Raw genomic sequence first — 21,850 nt, forward strand, 5'->3', positions numbered from 1 at the left:
GAGACGGAGAATGCCGACATTGAAAGTCAACGGAAAGACCTATGAAGTGGATGAGGACGGGTTTTTGCAGGATCCCACCATATGGAATGAGGAAGTAGCCAGGGACTTTTCAACGGGCGAGGGGGTCGCCGAGTTGACCGACGACCACTGGAAGGTCATCAACTACCTCAGAAGCTACTACCTTGAATTCGGCATCGCGCCGATGATCCGGAAGCTGTGTAAGGAGACCGGCTTCAAGTTGAACCAGATCTATGAACTTTTCCCTTCCGGACCGGCCAAAGGCGCCTGCAAGCTTGCAGGCCTGCCCAAGCCGACGGGATGCGTTTAGCACATCCTCAACCGCAATGACACCCGAGGACACGAAAGACATCTCTCTATGATCTTTTTGGCCTCGGCGGTCTGCACCGGAGAGCGTGAGTGGAGTGCCTGCTGAAATATCTGGCGTGCAAGAAGAAAGCCATTGTGGCACAGTGGCTCGAGGGCACCCTTCGGGGGTATGAGGAAAGCACTGCCCGATTCCTGCTTTACGAGCAGGACCGCTTCCGTAATCCCGTAGGGCATACCTTGAAGGAGAGCTTGCCGGCGCTGTTCGATGCGCTCCTCGATAAGGAAGCTGCAGTCGCGATCGAATCCAGGCTGGATGCGATTATCAGGATGCGTGCGGTCCAGGAATTCAGTGCCTCGGAAGCGGTCTCGTTCGTCTTGCTCCTCAAGGAAATCGTGCGGCAGGAGTTGAGGAGCAACAGTCAGATCGACCCGGACGGCAACGACTTTGCTTCTTTCGAAGCGCGCGTTGACGGCATGGCTCTCCTGGCCTCCGACCTGTTCGTGAAGTGCCGCGAGCAGATCCGTGCGATCAAGGCCGACGACGCCCGGCGCAGGCTGTACCTGCGGGAGAGAATGCGGTCGGCGACAAGAACGAAGCCGCGGCCGGATGCAACTGAAGGCTGATGTCGATCCGCGTTCACCTGTGTCCGCAACTGCCGTGTTTCCGGTGATGGTTCATGAACTTTCTTTATGCGCTGATTGCAGTTTTGGCGCTCATTGCGCTGGCTCTTTTCGGCGATGATGCTGCCGGGCTGCGCCCCTTTTTCGCCATCATTATCCCTTATGCGGCGATCGCGATTTTCCTGACCGGAGTCGCTTATCGCGTCCTGAAGTGGGCGCGCTCGGCCGTCCCTTTCCGCATCCCCACCACCAGCGGCCAGCAACAATCCCTGCCTTGGATCAAATCCGGCCGGCTTGAAAGCCCTTCTACCAAGGTGGGGGTCGCGGCGCGCATGGCTTTGGAGATACTCCTCTTCCGCTCCCTTTTCCGCAACACCAGGGCAGATGTGCGCAACAGGCCGCGAATGGTCTACGGCGAAGAGAAGTTCCTCTGGTTGGGCGCCCTGGCTTTTCACTGGTCGTTCCTGATCATTTTCCTCAGGCATCTGCGCTTCTTCATGGAGCCTGTTCCCGGGCTCGTACTTGTTCTCCAGAGCCTGGACGGCTTTTTCCAGGTAGGCACGCCGGTCCTCTACTTGACGGATGTGATCATCATTATTGCTCTGGTATATCTCTTGCTGCGGCGGCTACGCAATCCACAGCTCCGCTACATTTCACTTTTTACCGACTATTTTGCGCTGTGTATGCTCCTGGGCCTGGCGGCCACCGGCATCTGGATGCGCTACCTCGCTAAAGTGGATATCCTTCCGATCAAAGAGATAGCGGTGGGCCTCGTGACCTTTTCCCCGCGGATTCCGGAAGGAGCGGCTCCGCTTTTCAATGCCCACCTGCTCCTCGTGTGCACCCTGCTCGCGTACTTTCCCTTCAGTAAATTGATGCATTTGGCCGGAGTGTTTCTCAGCCCCACCCGGAACCTCTCGAACAATAACCGAATGAACAGGCACGTCAACCCCTGGGACTACCCCGTCAAGGTTCACACCTATGAAGAGTGGGAAGACGAATTCCGTGACAAGATCGCGGCCGCGGGACTGCCGCTCGAGAGGCAATAGCCATGGCTGATCCGAAGCCGAAACCCGAGCAATTGACTCAGATCGAATATCGGCCGCCGCGCAAGAGCTGGCTGAAGACGGTGGTGGAGTTTCGCAAGGGAACCTTCTGCTACAGCGCTCTGGCCAAAAACCTGGAATATCTCGGCCTGCCCAATCCGCGGGACTGGCAGCCCTTCGAGAAGGATTGGAAGCTCCCTGCCGACTGGAGGCAGAGGATCCTCGACGGGATGCGGGACCGGCTCGAAAAATATCGCTCTTTCCGGCTCTTTATGGATATCTGCGTCCGATGCGGCGCCTGCGCCGACAAGTGCCACTTCTACATCGGTTCTGGTGATCCGAAAAACATGCCGGTTCTGCGAGCCGAGCTCATGAGGTCCGTGTATCGCCGGTATTTCACGGCCACGGGCAGGGCTTTCGGCCGCCTGGCCGGGGCGCGCGACCTCACCGTGGACGTGCTCAAAGAGTGGTTCTATTACTTTTACCAGTGCACCGAGTGCCGCCGCTGCTCGGTTTTCTGCCCCTATGGCATTGATACGGCGGAAGTGACCATGATCGGCCGCGAGTTACTGAACCTGGTGGGCTGCAATATCAACTGGGTGCTGGAGCCTGCGGCCAATTGCTACCGCACGGGAAACCATCTCGGCGTCCAGCCCCACGGTTTCAAAGACAGCATTGAGTTCGCGGTGGACGAGCTGGAGGAGATGACCGGCATCCGTGTCGAGGCGCCGATCAACAAGAAAGGGGCTGAGATCCTGTTCATTGTTCCGTCGGCGGACTATTTCGGCACGCCTCACTACTTCACACTGCTCGGCTACCTGCTGCTCTTTCACGAAATCGGTCTGGACTACACGTTCAGCGCATTCGCCTCCGAGGGCGGCAACTTCGGCCTGTTCACGTCGCACGAGATGGTGAAGCGCCTAAACGCGAAGATCTACTCGGAGGCCAGGCGCCTCGGCGTCAAGTGGATCATGGGCGGCGAGTGCGGGCATATGTGGCGCGTCCTCCACCAGTACATGGACACCATGAATGGCCCGGCGGACTTCCTTGAGGTTCCGGTATCGCCTGCAACCGGCACGTGCTTTGAGAATGCCCGGTCCACCAAGATGGTTCACATCTGCGAGTTCACCGCCGACCTCATCCACAATCACAGGATCAAGCTCGATCCGGGTCGCAACGACCGCTGGCGCGTGACCTTCCACGATTCCTGCAATCCGTCGAGAGCGATGGGGCTCTACGAGGAGCCGCGCTACATCCTGAGGAACGTGTGCCGCAACTTCCATGAGATGCCCGAAAACACCATCCGCGAGCAGACCTTCTGCTGCGGAAGCGGCTCGGGGCTGGGTACGGACGAGAATTTCGAAATGAGAATGCGTGGCGGGCTGCCGCGAGCCGGCGCCGTGAAGTTCGTCAAGGAGGAGTTCGGCGTGAACCTGGTTGCCTGTATCTGTGCGATTGACAAGGCGACACTGCCGCCGCTGCTGGAATACTGGGTTCCGGGGGTGGAGGTTGCCGGGGTGCATGAACTCCTCGGCAACGCCCTGGTCCTGTCGGGAGAGAGCGGCCGCACCGCTGATCTTCGCGGCGAGCCGTTCCAGCCGAAGGAGGTGCGCGCTCATGCGTGACCGTGGGGTGATAGTTGCCGGGCTGCTCGCCTTCCTGGGGCTGATCTCGTTTCCGTTCTGGTACGACCTGGGAGCAGGGAAGACGGCCAAGGGACCTGAGCTCCGGCTTCCTGAGCATGAAAAGGAGTGCGTGGCCCCGGTCCCTTACATGAAGACTTCACACATGAAACTGCTCAATGAGTGGCGCGACCAGGTTGTGCGCAACGGTATTCGGACGTACACCGCCTACAACGGCAAAACCTATGCCATCAGCCTTACGGGAACCTGTCTGCAGAGGTGTCATGTCGGGAAGGCGGAGTTCTGCGATCGCTGTCATGCCTATAATGGTGTCCGGAGCCCATACTGTTGGGATTGTCATGTTGATCCTCAACTCGCCCGGCAGGCGCAGATTCAAATGAACGCGACGCGCACAGGAGATCAGGATGGCCGTCGATAGAAAATCATTCCTGCGGATCACAGGACTGTCGCTGGCGGCCCTCGTAACGAGAAAAGCTGCAGGTGCCTTTGCCGGTCCGGGCCCCGATCAGGCTGCATCCGAACCGGGCCTCCTGACTGCGCGGCGTTGGGCGATGGTTGTCGATGCGCGCAAGTGTCTCAAAAAGGAGGGCTGCGACCTGTGCATCAGGGCCTGCAACCGGAGCCACAATGTTCCTGAGATCAGCGACCCGCATCATGAGGTTAAATGGATCTGGAAGGAACGCTTCAAGGACGCCTTCATTTCCGAGCAAAGTGATTTTGCCAATGTCATGTTTCAGGACAAGCCGTTCGTGGTCTTCTGCAATCATTGCGACCGGCCCCCATGCGTGCGCGTCTGCCCTACTCAGGCGACCTGGAAACGGGAGGACGGCATCGTCATGATGGACTGGCACCGCTGCATCGGTTGCCGCTACTGCATGGCGGCATGCCCGTATGGCTCGCGTAGCTTCAACTGGGTGGATCCGCGTCCCTATGTCAAGAATCTGAACGTGGAGTTTCCGACTCGAACCAAAGGGGTTGTAGAGAAATGCACGTTCTGCGCGGAGCGGCTGGCCCTGGGAAAGCCGCCTGCCTGCGTGGAAGCCTGCGAACCCAAGGCATTGCTGTTCGGCGATCTCGAAGATCCGGCTTCCGCCGTGCGCGCAGCGCTGCGTTCCGACTTTGCCATCCGGCGCAAGGCCGAACTGGGGACCGCCCCGGAAGTCTACTACATCGTCTAAGGTGCGCTCATGTTCATGTTTGAGAAGGCGATCATCGGGAGCCGGAGGTACTGGATCTGGATTCTGGCGCTGCTCGCGGTGATGGGCGCGGGCCTCTTTGCCTACCTGCGGCAACTGGACTACGGCCTGGGAATAACCGGGTTGAGCCGTGATGTCACCTGGGGGCTTTATATCGCGCAGTTCACTTTCCTGGTCGGGATCGCAGCCTCGGCGGTCATGGTGGTGCTGCCCTACTATCTGCACGACTACAAAGCCTTCGGCAGGATCACGATTCTGGGCGAATTCCTGGCCATATCAGCCGTCACCATGTGCATGCTGTTTATCTTCGTCGACATGGGGCAGCCCATGAGAATCCTCAATGTTCTGCTCTACCCGACGCCCGGATCGATGATGTTCTGGGATATGGTCTCGCTTCTCGGCTATCTCTTGCTCAATGCCGTAATCGCGCTGGTCACGCTCGGTTCCGAGCGCAAAAGTGTGCCACCCCCGGGCTGGATCAAGCCGGTCATTCTGATCTCCATCCCCTGGGCGATCAGCATTCACACGGTGACTGCATTTCTCTACAACGGTCTGCCCGGGCGATCCTTCTGGCTGACCGCGATTCTGGCGCCCCGATTCCTCGCATCGGCTTTTGCCGCCGGGCCGGCACTCCTGATCCTGCTCTGTCTGGCAATGCGCAGGTTGACGCGTTTCGATGCGGGGAAGGAGCCGATCCAGAAGCTGGCACTCATCGTCACTTACGCCATGATCATCAACGTATTTTTTGTACTCATGGAGCTCTTCACGGTTTTCTACAGCCGGATCCCCGAGCACATGGAACATTTTGAATACCTGTTCCTGGGACTGAACGGGAACGCCTCACTGGTGCCGTGGATGTGGACATCGACGATGCTGGCGGTGATCTCGGTGATCCTTTTGGTTGTGCCGCGTACGCGGAAGGCCGAAAAAATCCTTGCGCCGACATGTGTGCTCATATTTCTCTCGCTGTGGATTGACAAGGGCATCGGTTTGATCGTGGGTGGGTTCGTTCCCTCGCCGCTCGGAGCTGTCACCGGATATGCTCCGACACTGCCGGAGATCGCGATCGTGCTTGGCATCTGGGCGGCGGGTTTCCTGATGGTGACGGTCTTTTACAAAATCACACTCTCCGTTCGCGAGACACTTGCAGGGTAGGCGGAAAAGACTTCCTTCGATCACTTCATCATGATCTCGTTGCCGGCTGCGGAGGAGATCTACTTGAACTTGACCAGCTTGCTGCCCACTCGGTCGCCCACCGTGTCGTAGACAACCACTTTGAGGATTTGGTTTGGCGCTTTGAGCGGAATAAGCGCGGAGTACTTGATTCCTGACTGCATGATCTGCTGATAGCTATCTTCCTGCAGCTCCATGTCGACAGTTTTCCAGTCGTCCCCGAGACTATTGCCGTTGGCATCGGCGTAGAAGATGGCAATGCGCAGCCTGCCCACATGGCGCAGGTCGACCATCTTGAATCCGACCTTCTCGGGATCGATCTGCAGGTCGACTTTAATCTGCGGTTGGCTGCCCGCCTCTCTTGCCGCGGTGATCTTCAGGGGAATGTCCCCGACTTCGGATTCGTAGGCTCCGGCTGCGGAAATCCGGCTGAATGCGAGAAATTCCTCGCGATCGTAAGGCCGCAGCGTGTCGCGGGCGTAGTAGCCGTGTCTGAAAGATACCTTCGTGCCGGGTCGGTTCAGTTTCACCTGAATCTGCCGGTACTGGCCATCCCAACGCTCATCCTTAGGATAATAGCCGAGCAGGTACTCGACGCGCGTGGTTTCGTCGAGGCGGTCAAGCGCCTTGCCGATGTCCACGCCGATGGTTGCGCGTCCCCCTGTCAGCGCTGAGAAACTTCCCAGGGTGGAGAGCATGAAAGATCTGCTCCAGTTTGTTTGCGAGAGCACCGGTGGCGGAGGCGACACCGGGGAGGTCGATCCCCTAGGCTGAGTGGGAAGTACGACTCCTTTTGTGGGGACAATCTCGGGATCCGCAAAAGTGCCGCTGGTTTGGAATGAGTGGATTGCCACGCGCGCATCGTTTGACATGGCGACGAGGCCCTTATCGTATTCCACATTGCCGTTCGGAAACAGGAGCCCGTCACCGCTGAAAAAAATCAGGTGCTTTTCACCTTCCATGTACCGCAGATATTCAATGCAGGTAAAGAGGTTTTGCAGATCCTGGAAGGATCCTCCGGCCTTGGGGGCGAACTCGTCAAACGGCAGGGAAAAAGTGACAAACGCCGCGTCGATGGTGTCAAACCTGATCATGTTCTGCATTATCTGCGATCCCGGTCCTCCATCCTCGGCTATTTGGTCAGCGACCGCCCTGCGCGCATCTGTTTCAGATGCCCTGTCCGTATCCCTCAGGAAGACATCCGCGGCACGGTCCCAGTCTCTGATGATCGTGCCCTTCTCCGTAATCCGCCCCGGCGGCACCTGCCGGGATGCCAGCGTTTGAGTGGTCGCGAAGATCCTGTCTATTTCAGGTTGAACGGACTTGGGAACATCCTTGATCCCGTAAACGGTCGCGAGACCGCGCAGGTGCAACTCCAGCCAGGACTCGATCTTGTCGTTTGCCTTTTTGTAGCGCTCAAGCACCTGTGCAATCCGCTCGTGATCAGTGGTGAAGTCAGTGGCACTGTTGTAAGCAAATACTGCCACGCGATCCTGGGGCAAAAGATCCTTGCGCACGAACTGAATCAATGCGTCCACAGCCTTCAGCGGCGTCTGATGACGTCCTCGCCCCATCAAGAAGAGAAAGGTGCGTGCCAGCTGCGGTGCGAGTTCAAGAGTGGGAACATTCCGCAGCAACGGGCGCTGGCCTGGTAGCGGTGCATCTGCAGTGAAGGTCTGCACCGAGAAGTGCCGGATCTCCTGGGGACGACCGTTCTCGAGGATCTGGAAGTCCTCCCGCTTCAAATCCGTTATCGGGTGATCGCGCGGATCGGTGACGATCACATCCACCGGGATCAGCCGCACGTGGACACGAAAAGTTCCCGGGGGGCCGGGTTGTTGTGTCTGCACCACACCCTGGCCTTGCGCGACAGTGGTTTGAAAGGCGGTCGTCAGTGAACCTGACATTGCGACAACTGAGATCAATATCAGATTTCTAAGGAACTTCATAGATATCCTGTCTTTCGGGATAGAGTGCACCCCCCCAATTTTACTCTCTGCAGAATACCGCAGACAGAATTTGTTTTGGAAAATGCCAATGTGGCAGGTAAATGCCGATGGGCTTAAGACAATCCCGGCGTCTGGGTACGAGCCCGAACTGTCGTCAGAAGAAATGCAGGTCGGGGTTCCCAGCAGCTTGGAGGTCTATCCGTGTGCGAGCAGGGTGGCGATTTGCCTGTCAAGAGCGACCGGATCGAATTTACCCATGACGTAGAAAACCAACTTGCCATTCTGATCGAAGAGCCAGGTGGCGGGCAATGCGCCAAGCCATTGCTTGTCGAAGCCGTTTATGAATGCGTCATCGTCCTGTTTCGGACTCTTCAGCAGGTTGATGAAATCCGCCTTCTGCCTGTCGAGGAAGGGAATCGCAACAGGGGCCTCCGTATCAAATGACACGGCAATCACTTCCAGGCCCCTGGCATGGTATTTCTTATAGAGCTTCACGATGTCCGGAAACTCAGCAACGCACGGTGCACACCACGTGGCCCAGAAATTTACGAACAGCACTTTACCTTTTTGTTCAGCCACTGCCTTTTTCAACCCCGCGGCGTTCACTTCCGGCAGGGATCGCTTCTGCTGGGCCAGGCTGCCACTCGAGATCGGCAGGGTCGATGCCAACATCAACAACAGGAAGGTTCGCCGCATATCCACGACTCCCATTCTGACACTATAATGATGGTTGCGGCTGTAACACTTTTCATCCTGATCCTCCCCGAGTAACGGTGGCGTGGCTGCTCGGCGCCCGCCTGCGATTCCCATACACTCGACTCATGATTTTGACACTTGCCGGAGAAAAGTCAAAGCGGCCCCTTGACGCATCGGTGCCTTTCAGGCATGAAGGTGAGCATTGGTTGTTTCGTGTTGCGCACCTATCACCGCTTTTTAGCAACTGATTTTTGTTGCTTCATGACGGTCGGCTGGCGCAGCCGGTACTTCTGTTGATAGAATGTCGTCTGGTCTGTGATGGTCACTTCGATAATGCCGTGGGGATTGCACAGATAACGCTCTTCGATTAGCTGCGAGGCGAACTCATCAGCCCGGCGCACTTCGACGATGTCGGGTTTGGATGCAGCACGCAGCGCCGGATCAACAGGGAAGACAATCTCGTCCCACGGCGTGATGTCGCCGGCGGGCTGTCCGTCCTCGGTCAAACGACTGCACTCCAAGTAGCGGAAATGGGCGACGTTATGGGCGGGATGGTAGATGCGTGTGTGAGCGAGCGATGGTTTCGACCGTTCGGGAAGGGGCGTGTCTTTGGGAAAGATCGGGTCGAAGACGACACGGCGGCCTGATTCGGCCTCGCGCCAGACGCCGAAGTGACGCGTGAACCGCTCCTTGAGCTGGTGCCCCGCCTCGGCGTCCGCTGCGATGGCCAGGCCGATGGCGGTGGCGGAATACGGATAGGGGGAGCGGCGCACACGGCGGCCGTAGCGTTCGCGCAGCATGCGGCCGACGATCGGCAGGTCGCTGGAGCCGCCGACCAGGTAAATGGTTTCGACACCACCCCAGGCCACACCTGACCGCTGGCGTGCGCGCCCCATGGCTGCCTCCATGGCCGTGATGGTCTGTTCCACCAGCGGTGCGCAGCGCGCATACAACTCTTCCGTGGTCACAATCACGGTGCCGCTGCCCTCGATGGCCCTGGCGAGATCGATTGCAATCTTGCGCGTGTTGGGATGCAGGCCTTCCTTCTGCCGGCGGCATTCCTCGAGCAGGTAATAACGGGCCGTCTCGGAGAGCTCCTGCCTGCACGAAGCGCGCGACAGAGCCAGGTCGAGCAAAAGTACATCGACGTCGTCGCCGCCCAGGCAGGCGATTCCCTCGTCGGTTACCACCTCGTGATAGTGGTTTGCCAGCCCGATGACGGACGCATCAAAGGTTCCGCCCCCAAGGTCGTACACCACAAGGTATTCTTTGCGAGCGGTCCATTCGTTCTTGATATGGCTGTGGGCGTACTCGATGCCCGCGGCCGAAGGCTCGTTGATCATGCCCAGGACCCGGAAGCCGGCGCGCCGGAAACCTTCCAGGGTCAGGAAGCGCTGATTGCTGTTGGCGTTGGCGGGGATGGCGATCTGTGCCTCGAGCGGTTCCTTGGATTTTACCTCCAGGTTGGAACATTCATACAGATCCCGGCGCAGGCGGGCCAGGTATTGGACCAGGAGATCAAAGATGGCTGTGGGCCGGCCGCCGAGCGTAACGGTCGCATCGGGGGAGAGCTCGATGAGGGATCTCTTCAAGGATCGGAGGAAACACCACCCTGGTTCGCCCTGATGCGCCTGGGCCTCGAGGCCAAACACCGTCTGGCCGCCTCGCACGCCGATCAGAGAGGGGTACCATGCCTGCATGTCCCCGGCCTCAGTCTGAAAACTGATCACCGGGTAGTTGCCACGATCCACGGCAGCCACCACGGTTCGTGTTGTGCCAAAGTCAATGCCTAGTCGCATATCCCCCCCGCTCCTGAAGAAAAGGCAGCCACGGACTCCATAGATTGTTTCCCATGATTCATCGATTCCTCATTACCTTTTTGGTGCTCTCCGCGCCTGCTGCCTCGATGCTTATTGACTGATGGCCATCTCCTGACGCTCCCAGGTTGACAGCAGGTAGACCGCGAAGGAAGCAAGCCAATGTTCAGCGAGATAATCGCCGCTGGCCACGTGTGACAGGGCCGCTGCTGCGTGTTGGCTGGCCGAGGCCGCCAGAATCCGACCTGTGGGATCCTCTCCGGGCAGAGCACAGGCGATGTGGCGCATGCACCATGCCCGGCTCAGGTTGAGGCCGTCGAGATGCACCAGCTTGGGATCGCTCCGGTCGATGACGAATGCCGGTTCGAGCAGGGATTTGGGCTCGCCCCGGCTGAGGACCGGCAAGAAGCGCTGAAACCAGGCACGAAACTCCGCAGGCACGAGCACGCGCCGCATCAGATCCGCCTCCATCAAGGAAGGCGAAAAGAAATCCTCGCCACCCGGCTCCCAGGATGCCGGGTAGTCTGAGTCTTGCAGGAAATAAGTCCGGGATCGTTCCGCGATGAGCGTCTCCAACGTGCGGTCCGCCAGGGCACGTGCATAATCCAGGGCGAAAGCGAGACCGAAGGCCGTGTTGGGATGCACGCCGGTGCGGATCGGGTAGTTCTGCTTAGGCATGAAATCCAGGTACCGGGAGACGAAGGCGTTCGACAGCGGCTGCAAGTTGGCGGACCAGTGCCTGCCGTCATCATCTCTCCAGCCGTGCAACTCTTCGGCGAGCTTGAGCAGCCACGCCCATCCGTAGGTGCGCTCGAAAGATTGGCGGTTAGGCGCGTTCAGATAGGCTGCCTCGGCGCGCAGGTTCTCGGCGGTGAGATGTGCGTTGAGCACCGTGCGGGACTCGTGTTCCTGGGGGAGCCCGGGGAGGAGGCGCACAAGCCGCACCAGCATCCAGTGCCCGTGCACGGAGGAGTGCCAATCGAAGCACCCGTAGAACGCCGGATGGAGTTCCTTAGGACCGCGCAGGTCGGCGGCGTCGTTCAACACATGATCCGGTTTGTTTGGATATTCCCTGCATATCCCTTTGAGAGCGAGAGCTGCAAAATGCGATGCCTGCCCCCGGGTCAATACGAGATTTGAGCTGGGATTCAACATACTGCCCTCCGCTGACAAAGACCATTAAACCACGAAGGCAGCGGCGCGGCAAAGCAGCATCCAGGACGCGGACCACGAAATATCCGAAATCCATGAAATCTTTGTCGCGTGTTTGGTGTGTTTCGTGGTCTCCATGAGCCGCGCAGAAGACTGTGCCGACAAGGAGATATCCGCAGCTTTGCCTCGCAGAGACCTCATCGATACTCTACTTGGATTGGTCGTGGTCTTCGAGATCCTTGTGTTTCGTATGCTAACATCGACCGTATGGAGTGCCTATGTCGGAACGAGATCGTCTGATTCGGCGCGGCTTTCATCTGTCCATTTTCACGGTTATCTGGAATGTGATCGAGGGGGTGGTGGGTATCGCCTCAGGCATTGCCGCCGGGTCGGTCGCGCTCGTCGGATTCGGTGTCGACTCGTTTGTCGAAACCGCCAGCGGGATCGTCGTGGGTTGGCGCTTCTCTTACGAGATGAGTGGCCGCTTGCAGGAGCAGGTGGAAAAAGCGGAGCGCTGGGCGGCGCGGCTGACCAGCGCACTCCTGCTGCTGTTGGCTGTGTATCTGCTGCTCGATTCATGCCGTCGTCTGCTGGGTTTTGGTCGCGAACCGGCGCCCAGTGTGATCGGCATCGCGCTGACCGTCATCTCCCTCGTCGTCATGCCGCTTCTGGCGCGCGCCAAGCTGAGGACTGCCGAAAAGCTGGGAAGCAGGGCGCTCCATGCCGACTCTTACGAGACCATAGCATGCGCTTGGCTCTCCGCCACGACGCTTTGCGGCCTGCTATTGAATACCTTGCTCGGCTGGTGGTGGGCCGATCCGGTTGCGGCACTCGCGCTCATCCCGCTGATCGTACGCGAAGGCCTGGAAAACCTCCGCAGCAAGGCAGACTGACAAATCTCAACGCAGGGGCCGCAGAGGTTGCAGAGAAAAAGCTCCCCTCTCCGTACACTGGGATCAGCCTGCCAGTCCGCCCCCGTCGACGACCAGGGTGGTGCCGGTGACGAAAGATGAGGCGCCGCTGGCGAGATATAGCGCCGCTCTCGCGATATCGTCGGGAGTACCGATGCGCCCGAGCGGGCGCTGCGCGGCTTCTTCAAGAAAGGCATTGACAGCTTCGCCGAGCTGGTTGGCTTCCTGCCGCAGCATGGGTGTGTCGGTATCCCCCGGGCAGATGCAGTTGACGCGAATGTTCTGCGGGGCATGATCGAGAGCCATTGCTTTGGTCAGAAGCACGACGGCCCCCTTCGAGGCGCAGTAGGAGGCGGCCTTCCGGCCGCCGGCCAGCCCCCAACCTGAAGACGTGTTGATGATCACGCCGCCACCGCCGCGGGCCATGACAGGAATGGCAAACTTCGAGAACAGGAAGACCGATTTCAAATTGACCGCCATGACGCGGTCCCATTCCTCTTCGGTCGCTTCCACGACCGTGGCGCGCCGGATGATGCCGGCATTGTTGAAGAGAATATCGAGGCCTCCTAGTTCCGTCACGGATTGCCGCACCGCGCGTTCACAGTCGATCGCGCGCGTTACATCACAAGGCACGAATATCGCCCGACCACCCTGGTCTTCAATCAGTGTGGCGACAACGGTACCGGCCGTCCGATCGATATCCGCAATCGATACAGCCGCTCCTTCCTGCGCAAAAAGCAATGCCGTCGCGCGGCCGATTCCTGATGCCCCTCCAGTAACAATTGCGCACTTGCCTGCGAGCTCATTCATGCGATCAGCCCTTGAAGAACAGCCGCGGATCTCACGACTCACGCGACAATCCGTATCCTGTAATCCGTATGCACCGTGGCCGGTTTATGAATTCTCTCTTTTGCCCCGGTTCTTTCTCAGATAGGCACGCCAGGTCATCGCCCAGCGAGACGGGTCGTCGAGGGGAGAGTGATCGATAGTGTGGACAGTGCTGTTGTGAGGGGCGCTCTTGACCCGTTCGGGATCGCTCCGCGCCTCTTCAGCGACATGCGCCAGGATGCCGACATATTCGTCGAGGTCATCTTTGGAATAGGACTCTGTCGGTTCGAGCGTGCAGGGTTCCGGCACTACGTAGGGGTGGTGGCTGGTCCAGTAATGGACCCCGAAGTCCGCCGCCCGCAACCCGATTTCCTCGGAATGCACGCCCGTCTCATTGGACAAACTCTCCCAGCTGTAACGCATCTGCTCGATGCGGCGCCTCCCCCGAGCGTAAGGGGCGCTCACGCCCGGGATCTCCAGCATTTTCTTGAGCAGATAATTATTGTTGAGAACAGCGATTTCTGCGACCTCTCTCAAGCCGCGCGCGCCGAGCGACATGACCCAGGCGTAGGAACGCAGGACAACAGGCGCGACGCCGTAGAACGGGCCCACCTTGCCGATGCTCTCCGGCCGATCATAGTTGAGATGATACCTGCGGCCGTCAAACTCGATGACGGGGACCGGCAGAAACCGGGCCAACTTACGCGTTACGCCCGTGGCGCCCACGGCCGGGCCGCCGCACCCATGAGGCGATGAAAACGTCTTGTGAAGGTTGAAGTGGCACAGGTCGAAACCCGCTTCACGGGCCCTGGTGATACCGAGGATGCCGTTGGCGTTTGCCTGGTCGTAAGAGCACAATCCGCCAGCGCCGTGGATAGCTTTGACGAACTCCTCGATCCTCGGATTGAAGATCCCCGTATCTTCCGGATTGGTGATCAACAGGCCGGCGGTGCGCTCGGAAACAGCTGCTTTCAGGGCGGGCAGGTCCGGATAGCCGTCTGCGTCGGGATAGAGAGTGGTGATTTTGAATCCTGCAGTTCGGGCGCACGCGGCATTGGAAGGGTGCGAGAAGATCGTGGTTATGATTTCGTCGCGGTCGAAGTCGCCACGGGCGTGGTGGAAGGCCCTGATCATCGAGGCGTTGGTGTAGATCGCGGCGGACCCCGCGGCAGGCTGCAGTGAGAATTGATCCATTCCCGAGATCTCCTTGAGCATTTGCTCGAACCGGTACATGATCTCGAGAATCCCCTGGACGGTATTTTCGTCCTGCAACGGGTGCAGGTCGGCCATCTTCGGCATTCTGGCCAACTGGTCATTGACCTTGGGGCTGTACTTCATCGTGCACGTGCCCTGGCCCACGTCTATGTTCAGGTCCACGCCGAGGTTCTCCTGGGAGAGCCTCAGGTAGTGCCTGAGCACGTGAAGCTGCGAGAGTTCGGGCAAAGCGGGCGGCACCGTCCTGCGCATGACTGCAGGCAAGGTCACCCGCACATCTCCGACGGCATTTTTGATGCCCTCCTGCACTTCCGGCACGAGGATTCCTCGTTGACCGGGGCAGTCGAGCTCAAAGATCACCGGCTCGTTCCATTGAGCTTGATGATACTGTCTCAGCCGGCGCTTGCGCTGATCCGGCGATGGTTGGGTCGGTTCCTGGGTCTTCATGCGCACACCTCCCGCAAGGTCTGTGCCAGCCGGTCTATGTCTTCCTTGGTGTGAATCTCGGTCACACTGTAGAGCGCGCTCTCGCCCAGTTCGGGAAATTCGCCCGACAGATCTTTTCCGCCGAAGATGCCGCGCTTCAACAGCTCCCGGTTGACATCGGCAACCTTCCTGCCGGTGTCGCCAAGGTTGACGACAAACTCCCCAAAGTGAGGGGAATGGAAAAAGGGAGTCTGGATGCCGTTTATCCTGGCCAATTCCAACATCGCATATCTGGCTCTTGCCATGATGCCCTCGCCGATTTCCACCATGCCCTGGGGGCCCATGAGAGCCAGATAGACTCCTGCTGTGATGCCCCAGAGGGCAGCTGCCGTGCCTACCCACTCTTTGCCCTTTTCCCTGAGCGCAAACGAAGTCCTTTCATAAGCAACGTCGCCGAAGCCGTATTCCCCTTCCACTCGCGTGGAGGTAATTCCGAATAGCCGTGACGGATACTCCATGACGTATTTTTCCTCGTCGCGCGTGGCGATGAACCCCGCTTGGCCGCCACCGTACTGCATGTGCATGCCGAGAGGCTGAATGTCGCCGCAGACGATGTCCGCGCCATAGTCGGCCGGAGGAGTCAGCACTCCCAGCGAGATCGGGTTGACGCCGACAACGCAGATAGCTCCGACATCGTGGGCCGCGCTGGATATTCTGTCGCCTGCCACCTCGATGGCTCCGAGGTAGGAAGGATTCTCGAAATAGACGGCAGCGGTTTCAGAAGAAATTGCGGTCCTGAGCGCCTCGAGGTTCATGTGGCCGGTGAGGCGGTCGTAGTCGATAATCCCGATGTCGAGGTCGGGCTTGAGGTAGTCCCTTATTTTCGAGAGTTTTCCGCTGCTTATGGCCCGGGAGACGAGCACCTCGCTCCTTCCTGTGATGCGGGCAGCCATGCGCAGCGCGGTCGCACTCGCCTGGTAGCCGTCGTAGGTCGGGACGTTGACGACATCCATGTTCAACAGCTCCCCCATCATGCTGGTGTACTCGAAAAGTGCCTGGAAGCGGCCGTGATCGTCGTAGGGCTCGCCGGCATAGGCGGTCAGAAACTCGCTGCGCTGGTTGACCTCGTCGCATACGGCCGGCACCTGGTGCTGCCAGCAGCCGGCGCCGAGAAAGCTGAGATGCTCCCCTGCGGTCTGGTTTTTGGCAAGGATGCCTTCCACGTGCCGTTTCAGGGCATGTTCGGAAAGCAGAGGTTCAGGCAGGTTCATCCGATCCCGGATCCGGAGTTTTTCGGGCACATCCTCGTAGAAGTCCTCCGCGCTTGTTGCCGCGACCTCCTTCAGCATCCGCGCCTTTATATCTGGTGCGGAGTTCGGGATGTAGGGGTAGACAGTCGGCTGTGCGTCGTTCATATATCCTCCATGGCTGTCATGTCAAACCGCTGGGACCCAAAACACCTCGAAGAAGACCAGCTCAAGCCCTTTGTCGTTACGAAGGTCCTTTCGGCCTGATTTTCTCTCCAACACAAACGATGCGCGCGAGCTCCGTGAGAACATCGCGACAAACCAGCACTTCATCCATGTTGACGTATTCCTCGGGTCCGTGGAGTCCGCCTCCGCCGGGTCCGAAAATGACCGACGGGATGCCCCCATGCCCGAGAACCGCCGCATCGGTCCAAAAGGACGCACCGCCGCGGTTCGGAATGCGCCCCGTTCCGGCGAGCGCGTCCTCGAGGGCAGGGATGAGAAAATGCTGGGCCGGGATCTCGTACGGAAGCCGGTCAAACAGGAGCCTCGCGGATGCCCGAAACTCTTCATCCTCCGAGCGGAGAGCCGCGAGGATTGCCTCCACCTCGCCCAGCGCAGTATCACCATGCTCCCCGGTGATCGAACGGCGCTCCATCCGAAGCACGCAGCTCTCGGGGTAGGTGCTGAGCTCGCGCCCGCCGCTGATCAGCGAGGCATGCAATGATGCGGTTCCCATCACCGGGTGCGCTTCCCTGGACTGCAGCTCGCGGTCAAGCACCTCAAGGCGTGCCAGGACGCGCGCCATGCGGAAAATCGCGTCCCGGCCTTCGCGCGGGCGGCTGCCATGGGCAGCGACGCCTTCGGTGACAATTTCAACCCAGGTAAATCCCTTGTGTCCTGTCGCTATCATCAGACCAGTGGGTTCCGTGACCACGGCCGCGTCGGCACTCCAGCGGGCAACCAGCGCCTCCGCCCCCAGGCTGGCATACTCCTCGTCGGCCACGGCGGCGATGATCAGCCTCCCTGCCGGCAGGCCTCCGCTTTGGGCTACGGCTCGCGCTGCGCCGAGCATCGCGGCCACACCCCCTTTCATGTCTTCGGCGCCGCGGCCGTAGAGCCGGCCCTCGGCCACGACCGGATCAAACGGGGCCGTCATGCCGGTGATACCGACCGTATCCATGTGCCCGCACAGCAACAGGGAGCGGCCCGGCCTTCGTCCTTCGAGGATGCCCACCACATTGGGACGTCCGGGAGCGGCCTCCATTATTTCAACATCGAGCCCCGCGGCTTGCAACTCCGCCGCGATGACCGCAGCGATCCGGGTTTCCCCGGCGCCGCCGGCTACGAGCGACGGATTGACGGAGTCGACGGCGACCAGATCTTGGAGCAACTGTATCGTTGGGTCCATGGGATCCGATTTTCTCCGAGCGAGAGGTTTTACTTGAAGCCCAGTGAAAAGTAGGTCACGAAATGGTGCAGGTTGGAATCCGATGTGGCTCCAAGATCATATTCCTTGAGCGGCAGCCAGGGATCGGACAGGCTGGAGCCCGTGCGCATCAGGTGCCCAGTCAGATTTCTGTTCTCCATCATGCGAGCCAGGTGAAGCGCGAAGTTTATTCCGAAGGGCGCAGCAAACCGGCCGCACCAGGTGACCTTGTACCGCGAAATATCGCCCTCGTCGACCAGCATGGAGAACAGACCATGCACACGGTCAGAGCTGGCTTGCCCTACAAGAAAGCCGCTTATCATCCTGCGGTCCAAGGCCAGCGCTTTCCTGTAGCCGTCGGCATCGCAGCCGAACGGATGGTAATCGTAATAGCTCCAGCCATAATCGCCGTAATGCTGGCCGTCGGTGGAGCAGAGTACGGCCAGATCGGTGCCGAGCCTCCAATTGTTTTTCCGGGCTATGTCCGTGACCGCCTGGGCGAGATCCCGGCCAAGCCTGTCAAGGGTGCTCCAGTCCGAAAAGGGAATCAGGATGGGGATGATCTCGACTTTGCGGTTGTAATACTGCAGGTAGGGTATCTCAGCTTCGAGAGAGTGCTCCGTTTCCACGAGTTTCCGGTTGATGCCATAGCTATCTGCCGGCAGCTTCGCGATGATCGTATCCTGTGCGGACGAAACCTTCACCGGATCGTAAGGGCCTCGCCACCGTTTGAAATCGCCGAAAATCAGCTGGTTCCGGATCCCGAACGTTTCCGACCAGTGTGCGTTCCCGATCAGAATGACGGTTCGGGCTTTCATGTAACGCTGCACGTGAGCATAGACGTGTCCCGCAAGCATGTAATCATCGTGCGGACAAACGCCACAGACCAGAGCGCTAGTGTCCGTCAATGCATATCGCTTCTGATTGGCTTTGATCGCATTCCTTTCGAGATCCTCGCAGGTCTTGCCGATGAAATCCATCTGATCGGCGCGCCGGGGAAAACCGACGACGTCCACGAGGCCGCGCAGGTCGCCTTCGGACGGGACAGCGACACGGCTCAACACGCTCTCCATGGGGATCTGAGGAATTGATCTCGCGGCGGATACCAGCATCAGGCCGAAAACAAAGCAGAGGATTTTGGTCACCACAATCAAATCACCTCGCCGGTTGTATGCAGACACGACGATCTTATCCCACGTCTTCGGGCGCCGCAAGATCATTGGCTGCAAAGGCCCGCCCACCATGGAATGCTTGCAATACGCGAGGTTTTGCGTTTCACAGACCTCGTATGCTCGCGGTTTGCTGCAGTTGAAATCCGTTGAATTGGCGGCGTGGAACTCCTATGTTGGGACGACTGTGCGGCTTCCTCCAACCAGAACGTGAGGTGAACCGTGAGAATCCCGACCTGCACCAAGTTCGTGCCAATCCTGCTGCTTTCTGCATTTCCGTGCCTGCTGTGGCCGCAATCTCAAGCCAGGGTCCCGGCCGTTCTTAAGACACCGCTGCCGCCGCAGATCGTTGCGTTGCTCGCCAACGAGGTGTCCGGGCAAATGGCGTTCAACAACCAAGTGAAGCTCGCGGGCGCACCCTGGCAAAGGGATCCGCAGGAGTTCACCGGGACTCTTTTTGAATCGCAACAGATCTATGACCTGGTCAGGAGCTATGGAATCGTCACGGCCAGGATCGAGCGTTACCCGGCAATCGGGTCAGTCGACTATGCGCGTGAAGGCGAGTTCTGGGTGCTCGAACCGGAGCGCCGTCTGGTCGCCCGGCTGGGAGCCGACGCCGCGCTGGTCGCTCAAGGATCGGTTACCGCGGACCTGACCGGTGAACTTGTCTATATCCCGCCTTTGAGCCAGGATGAGATCAAGCGCCTGACCGGCGCCGGGCCCCAGGACAAGTACCGCGGCAAACTGGCATTGATGTGGTCTCACGTCCGCGGAGATGTCGCCAGAGCCCTCGATGCTGCCGGGATTCAGGGAGTCATCTCCTTCAGCGCGCAGGAACGCTTTCTGGATCCCGATCAGGTGATTTACTCTTCGGGACAATATGCCGAGCACTCCAATCTCAAGCTCGGCCTCACAATTTCCTGGCGCCAGTGGTCTGAGCTGCTCGAGGATCTGGAAGGAAGCCAGAAGGTCGTCGTCCGGGCCAAGACCCTGGTTGAAAAATACCCCAACAAATTCGAAGCCGTTTACAGCTGGATTCCTGGGACGCAGCCGGAAGCGAAGGGTGTGGTGTTCACTGCTCATTTGTTCGAGGGCTACACCAAACGCGGTGCCAATGACGACATGAGCGGCTGCGTCGTGCAACTGGAGATCCTGCGGGCCTTGCAGGCGCTGATTGCTGCCGGCCAGCTGCCGCAGCCGCGCAGAACCATCTACTTCCTTTGGCCGAACGAGATTTCCGGCACCTACGAGTTTATCAAGCAGCACCCGGGCTTCGCCGACACGGTCGATATCAATATCAACATGGACATGGTCGGCGAAGGTTTGCGCAAGAACAATGCAGTGTTCACCCTGAGCGAGTGCCCGGGACATCTCCCCAGCTATCTCGACGGCCTGGCAAAATCGATCATGAACTACGTCTGGCGCACGAACGATATCGTCTACCTGCCGGATTCTCCGCGCGGCAGGCCGCGGGGGCAGTATTTTTCCAATCCCATGGTCGAGAAGAACGGATCCGACGATGCCTTTCGGTTCTTCATTCACCGGGCCACCGGAGGCAGCGATCACATATGTTTTAACAACGCATCGGTTGCGGTCCCGGGCATCGAGTTCTTTGTCTGGCCCGACCAGTGGTACCACACGGATCACGACACTCCGGACAAAGGCGACCCGACGGAAATGAAGCGGGTGGCCTTCATCGGCGCGGCCGCGGCCTGGGTGGCCGCCAACTGCAGCGACGATGTGGTTTCGGGCCTGGTCGACGCCGTGTCGGAATTCGGTTACGGCAGGGTTGCCGAACGTGAGATCCCGCGTGCCCTCGCACACATCGAAGGCGCAGAGGCGAAAACGCTGGCGGCCGAAACGAGCCGGGCCCTCAATCTCGTGGATGCCGGCATCCGGCGCGAAATTGGGGCCCTCCGATCGATCGAGGATATCTACACGGGGTCGGCTCTCGCCAGGACAGTGGTGACGAACCGGGTACAACAGTGGAATCTGTATCGAACCGGGCTGAGGAGCCAGATGCTCGGCTATGCAAGGCTCAAGGCTACACAGCTGGGCACGGTCGCGCCGGTGGAGCCGGGCGTATCGGCGATGCAGAAAAAATACGAATCCCTCATTCCGGCCCTTGCCCCGTCCGTCAAGGGCCGCGAGTTCCAGATATCCGCCAACGAGCGGTACGGCAACTACATGAAGGATCATCCAGATGCGCTGAAATCGATCGGCGTGACTGCGCCGCAGGCAGGCACGATTCTGAACTACATCAATGGGAAACGATCGATCACGGAAATCCGCAGCGCCGTCGCCGGCGAATTGGACGAAGAGGTGCCGCTCGAGAGTGTCGTCGCGTATCTGGAGCTCCTGAGAACAATCCAATGGGTGGTGTTTCAGTGAGTCTGTCTAAAAGAGTGATTCTGCGATGTCCGATACAAATTCTGTACACAGGGCTAACCGATCGTGCTATAGTCTTTTCGGTTCTTTGCAACCACAGGACCACGGCGGGCGTCCCTGACGCCTGTACGGCACGCACACCCCCTCGCGTGCTGAAGCTAAGTGCTGTTGTCGGCAACATAATTTTCGGCTGAGTTTTGGTGTCCCCGTGTGGAACCTACAGTCTTCACGGCGGGACATTGTGCATGTAGAAGGTGAATACCGCGAGGGATCAGATGTTGACCAGCAAGAGACAGGAATGGATTCTGCAGATGATAAAGGGCCCCGACATTACTCCGGTGGGAAATTGTCCGGGACACTATACCTCGAAGAGCACGATTAGCATCACGGCGGATGATCGGCAATTGACCATCAGGCCAACCGACGTGCTCGACCTGTCAAACCCGCAGTTTTTGGTCGTTCACTTCAACGACCGCGAGAGCACCATTCCATGGGACCGGATCTCCAACCTGGATTTTGAGGAGCAGGAAGTCGCCACAACAAAGCCCCTGCGGACCGCAGCGCACCGGATGTTGTCCTTTCCTCTGGGAAAGAAGGTTGTGTAGGGAGGTTCCTGT

The 21,850-nt window shown here is 59.1% G+C and carries 19 protein-coding genes; 10 read left to right on the forward strand and 9 right to left on the reverse strand.

Annotation, left to right across the window (positions count from 1 at the left end):
• The first annotated feature begins 10 nt into the window (after positions 1 to 10).
• The 7 genes from LAP85_12605 to nrfD all read left to right on the forward strand — a co-directional run bounded on the left by LAP85_12605 (position 11) and on the right by nrfD (position 5,988).
• Positions 11 to 328, forward strand: a complete 318-nt coding sequence (locus LAP85_12605; protein MBZ5497235.1) for a TusE/DsrC/DsvC family sulfur relay protein — start codon at positions 11 to 13, stop codon at positions 326 to 328.
• A gap of 89 nt (positions 329 to 417) precedes the next feature.
• Positions 418 to 951, forward strand: a complete 534-nt coding sequence (locus LAP85_12610) for an RsbRD N-terminal domain-containing protein (protein ID MBZ5497236.1) — start codon at positions 418 to 420, stop codon at positions 949 to 951.
• Positions 952 to 1,004: 53 nt separating this feature from the next.
• Positions 1,005 to 1,997 carry a sulfate reduction electron transfer complex DsrMKJOP subunit DsrM gene (gene dsrM / locus LAP85_12615; protein MBZ5497237.1) on the forward strand — a complete coding sequence of 331 codons (993 nt, stop codon included), beginning with the start codon at positions 1,005 to 1,007 and terminating at the stop codon, positions 1,995 to 1,997.
• A 2-nt stretch (positions 1,998 to 1,999) separates the two neighbouring features.
• On the forward strand, positions 2,000 to 3,619 hold the full coding sequence (locus LAP85_12620; protein MBZ5497238.1) for a (Fe-S)-binding protein: 1,620 nt from the start codon (positions 2,000 to 2,002) through the stop codon (positions 3,617 to 3,619).
• On the forward strand, positions 3,612 to 4,055 hold the full coding sequence (gene dsrJ / locus LAP85_12625) for a sulfate reduction electron transfer complex DsrMKJOP subunit DsrJ (GenBank protein ID MBZ5497239.1): 444 nt from the start codon (positions 3,612 to 3,614) through the stop codon (positions 4,053 to 4,055). Before LAP85_12620 ends, dsrJ begins: the two co-directional genes overlap by 8 nt.
• On the forward strand, positions 4,042 to 4,815 hold the full coding sequence (locus LAP85_12630; GenBank protein MBZ5497240.1) for a 4Fe-4S dicluster domain-containing protein: 774 nt from the start codon (positions 4,042 to 4,044) through the stop codon (positions 4,813 to 4,815). The genes dsrJ and LAP85_12630 overlap by 14 nt, the downstream gene beginning before the upstream one ends.
• A gap of 15 nt (positions 4,816 to 4,830) precedes the next feature.
• Entirely contained in the window at positions 4,831 to 5,988 is a 1,158-nt protein-coding gene (nrfD, locus tag LAP85_12635; protein MBZ5497241.1) for a polysulfide reductase NrfD, read from the forward strand.
• Positions 5,989 to 6,047: 59 nt separating this feature from the next.
• On the opposite strand, the gene LAP85_12640 is transcribed toward nrfD, so the two are convergent.
• The 4 genes from LAP85_12640 to LAP85_12655 all read right to left on the reverse strand — a co-directional run bounded on the left by LAP85_12640 (position 6,048) and on the right by LAP85_12655 (position 11,623).
• Positions 6,048 to 7,955, reverse strand: a complete 1,908-nt coding sequence (locus LAP85_12640; GenBank protein MBZ5497242.1) for a VWA domain-containing protein — start codon at positions 7,953 to 7,955, stop codon at positions 6,048 to 6,050.
• Between the two features lie 195 nt (positions 7,956 to 8,150).
• Positions 8,151 to 8,651: a TlpA family protein disulfide reductase gene (locus LAP85_12645; protein MBZ5497243.1), complete on the reverse strand. Its 501-nt coding sequence runs from the start codon at positions 8,649 to 8,651 to the stop codon at positions 8,151 to 8,153.
• Positions 8,652 to 8,878: 227 nt separating this feature from the next.
• Positions 8,879 to 10,450, reverse strand: coding sequence for an Hsp70 family protein (locus LAP85_12650; protein MBZ5497244.1), 1,572 nt, complete (start codon positions 10,448 to 10,450; stop codon positions 8,879 to 8,881).
• 111 nt (positions 10,451 to 10,561) lie between these two features.
• On the reverse strand, positions 10,562 to 11,623 hold the full coding sequence (locus LAP85_12655) for a DUF2891 domain-containing protein (protein MBZ5497245.1): 1,062 nt from the start codon (positions 11,621 to 11,623) through the stop codon (positions 10,562 to 10,564).
• Positions 11,624 to 11,898: 275 nt separating this feature from the next.
• Here LAP85_12655 and LAP85_12660 point away from each other — a divergent pair, with 275 nt between their 5' ends.
• Entirely contained in the window at positions 11,899 to 12,513 is a 615-nt protein-coding gene (locus LAP85_12660; GenBank protein ID MBZ5497246.1) for a cation transporter, read from the forward strand.
• A 63-nt stretch (positions 12,514 to 12,576) separates the two neighbouring features.
• On the opposite strand, the gene LAP85_12665 is transcribed toward LAP85_12660, so the two are convergent.
• From LAP85_12665 to amrB, 5 genes are all read right to left on the reverse strand, one after another.
• Complete coding sequence (locus tag LAP85_12665) at positions 12,577 to 13,341, reverse strand: SDR family oxidoreductase (protein MBZ5497247.1); 765 nt, start codon at positions 13,339 to 13,341, stop codon at positions 12,577 to 12,579.
• Between the two features lie 84 nt (positions 13,342 to 13,425).
• Complete coding sequence (gene gcvPB, locus LAP85_12670) at positions 13,426 to 15,021, reverse strand: aminomethyl-transferring glycine dehydrogenase subunit GcvPB (protein MBZ5497248.1); 1,596 nt, start codon at positions 15,019 to 15,021, stop codon at positions 13,426 to 13,428.
• Positions 15,018 to 16,415 carry an aminomethyl-transferring glycine dehydrogenase subunit GcvPA gene (gcvPA, locus tag LAP85_12675; protein MBZ5497249.1) on the reverse strand — a complete coding sequence of 466 codons (1,398 nt, stop codon included), beginning with the start codon at positions 16,413 to 16,415 and terminating at the stop codon, positions 15,018 to 15,020. Before gcvPA ends, gcvPB begins: the two co-directional genes overlap by 4 nt.
• A gap of 76 nt (positions 16,416 to 16,491) precedes the next feature.
• Entirely contained in the window at positions 16,492 to 17,658 is a 1,167-nt protein-coding gene (locus LAP85_12680) for an ArgE/DapE family deacylase (GenBank protein ID MBZ5497250.1), read from the reverse strand.
• A gap of 29 nt (positions 17,659 to 17,687) precedes the next feature.
• Positions 17,688 to 18,905: an AmmeMemoRadiSam system protein B gene (amrB, locus tag LAP85_12685; GenBank protein MBZ5497251.1), complete on the reverse strand. Its 1,218-nt coding sequence runs from the start codon at positions 18,903 to 18,905 to the stop codon at positions 17,688 to 17,690.
• A 162-nt stretch (positions 18,906 to 19,067) separates the two neighbouring features.
• Between amrB and LAP85_12690 the strand changes: the two genes are divergently transcribed.
• Complete coding sequence (locus LAP85_12690; GenBank protein MBZ5497252.1) at positions 19,068 to 21,236, forward strand: M28 family peptidase; 2,169 nt, start codon at positions 19,068 to 19,070, stop codon at positions 21,234 to 21,236.
• Positions 21,237 to 21,508: 272 nt separating this feature from the next.
• Positions 21,509 to 21,838 (forward strand): hypothetical protein, encoded by a 330-nt coding sequence (locus LAP85_12695; GenBank protein ID MBZ5497253.1) that lies wholly within the window; start codon positions 21,509 to 21,511, stop codon positions 21,836 to 21,838.
• Positions 21,839 to 21,850: the final 12 nt, after the last annotated feature.

The sequence above is a fragment of the Terriglobia bacterium genome, from assembly GCA_020072565.1.
GTDB lineage: Bacteria > Acidobacteriota > UBA6911 > UBA6911 > UBA6911 > JAFNAG01.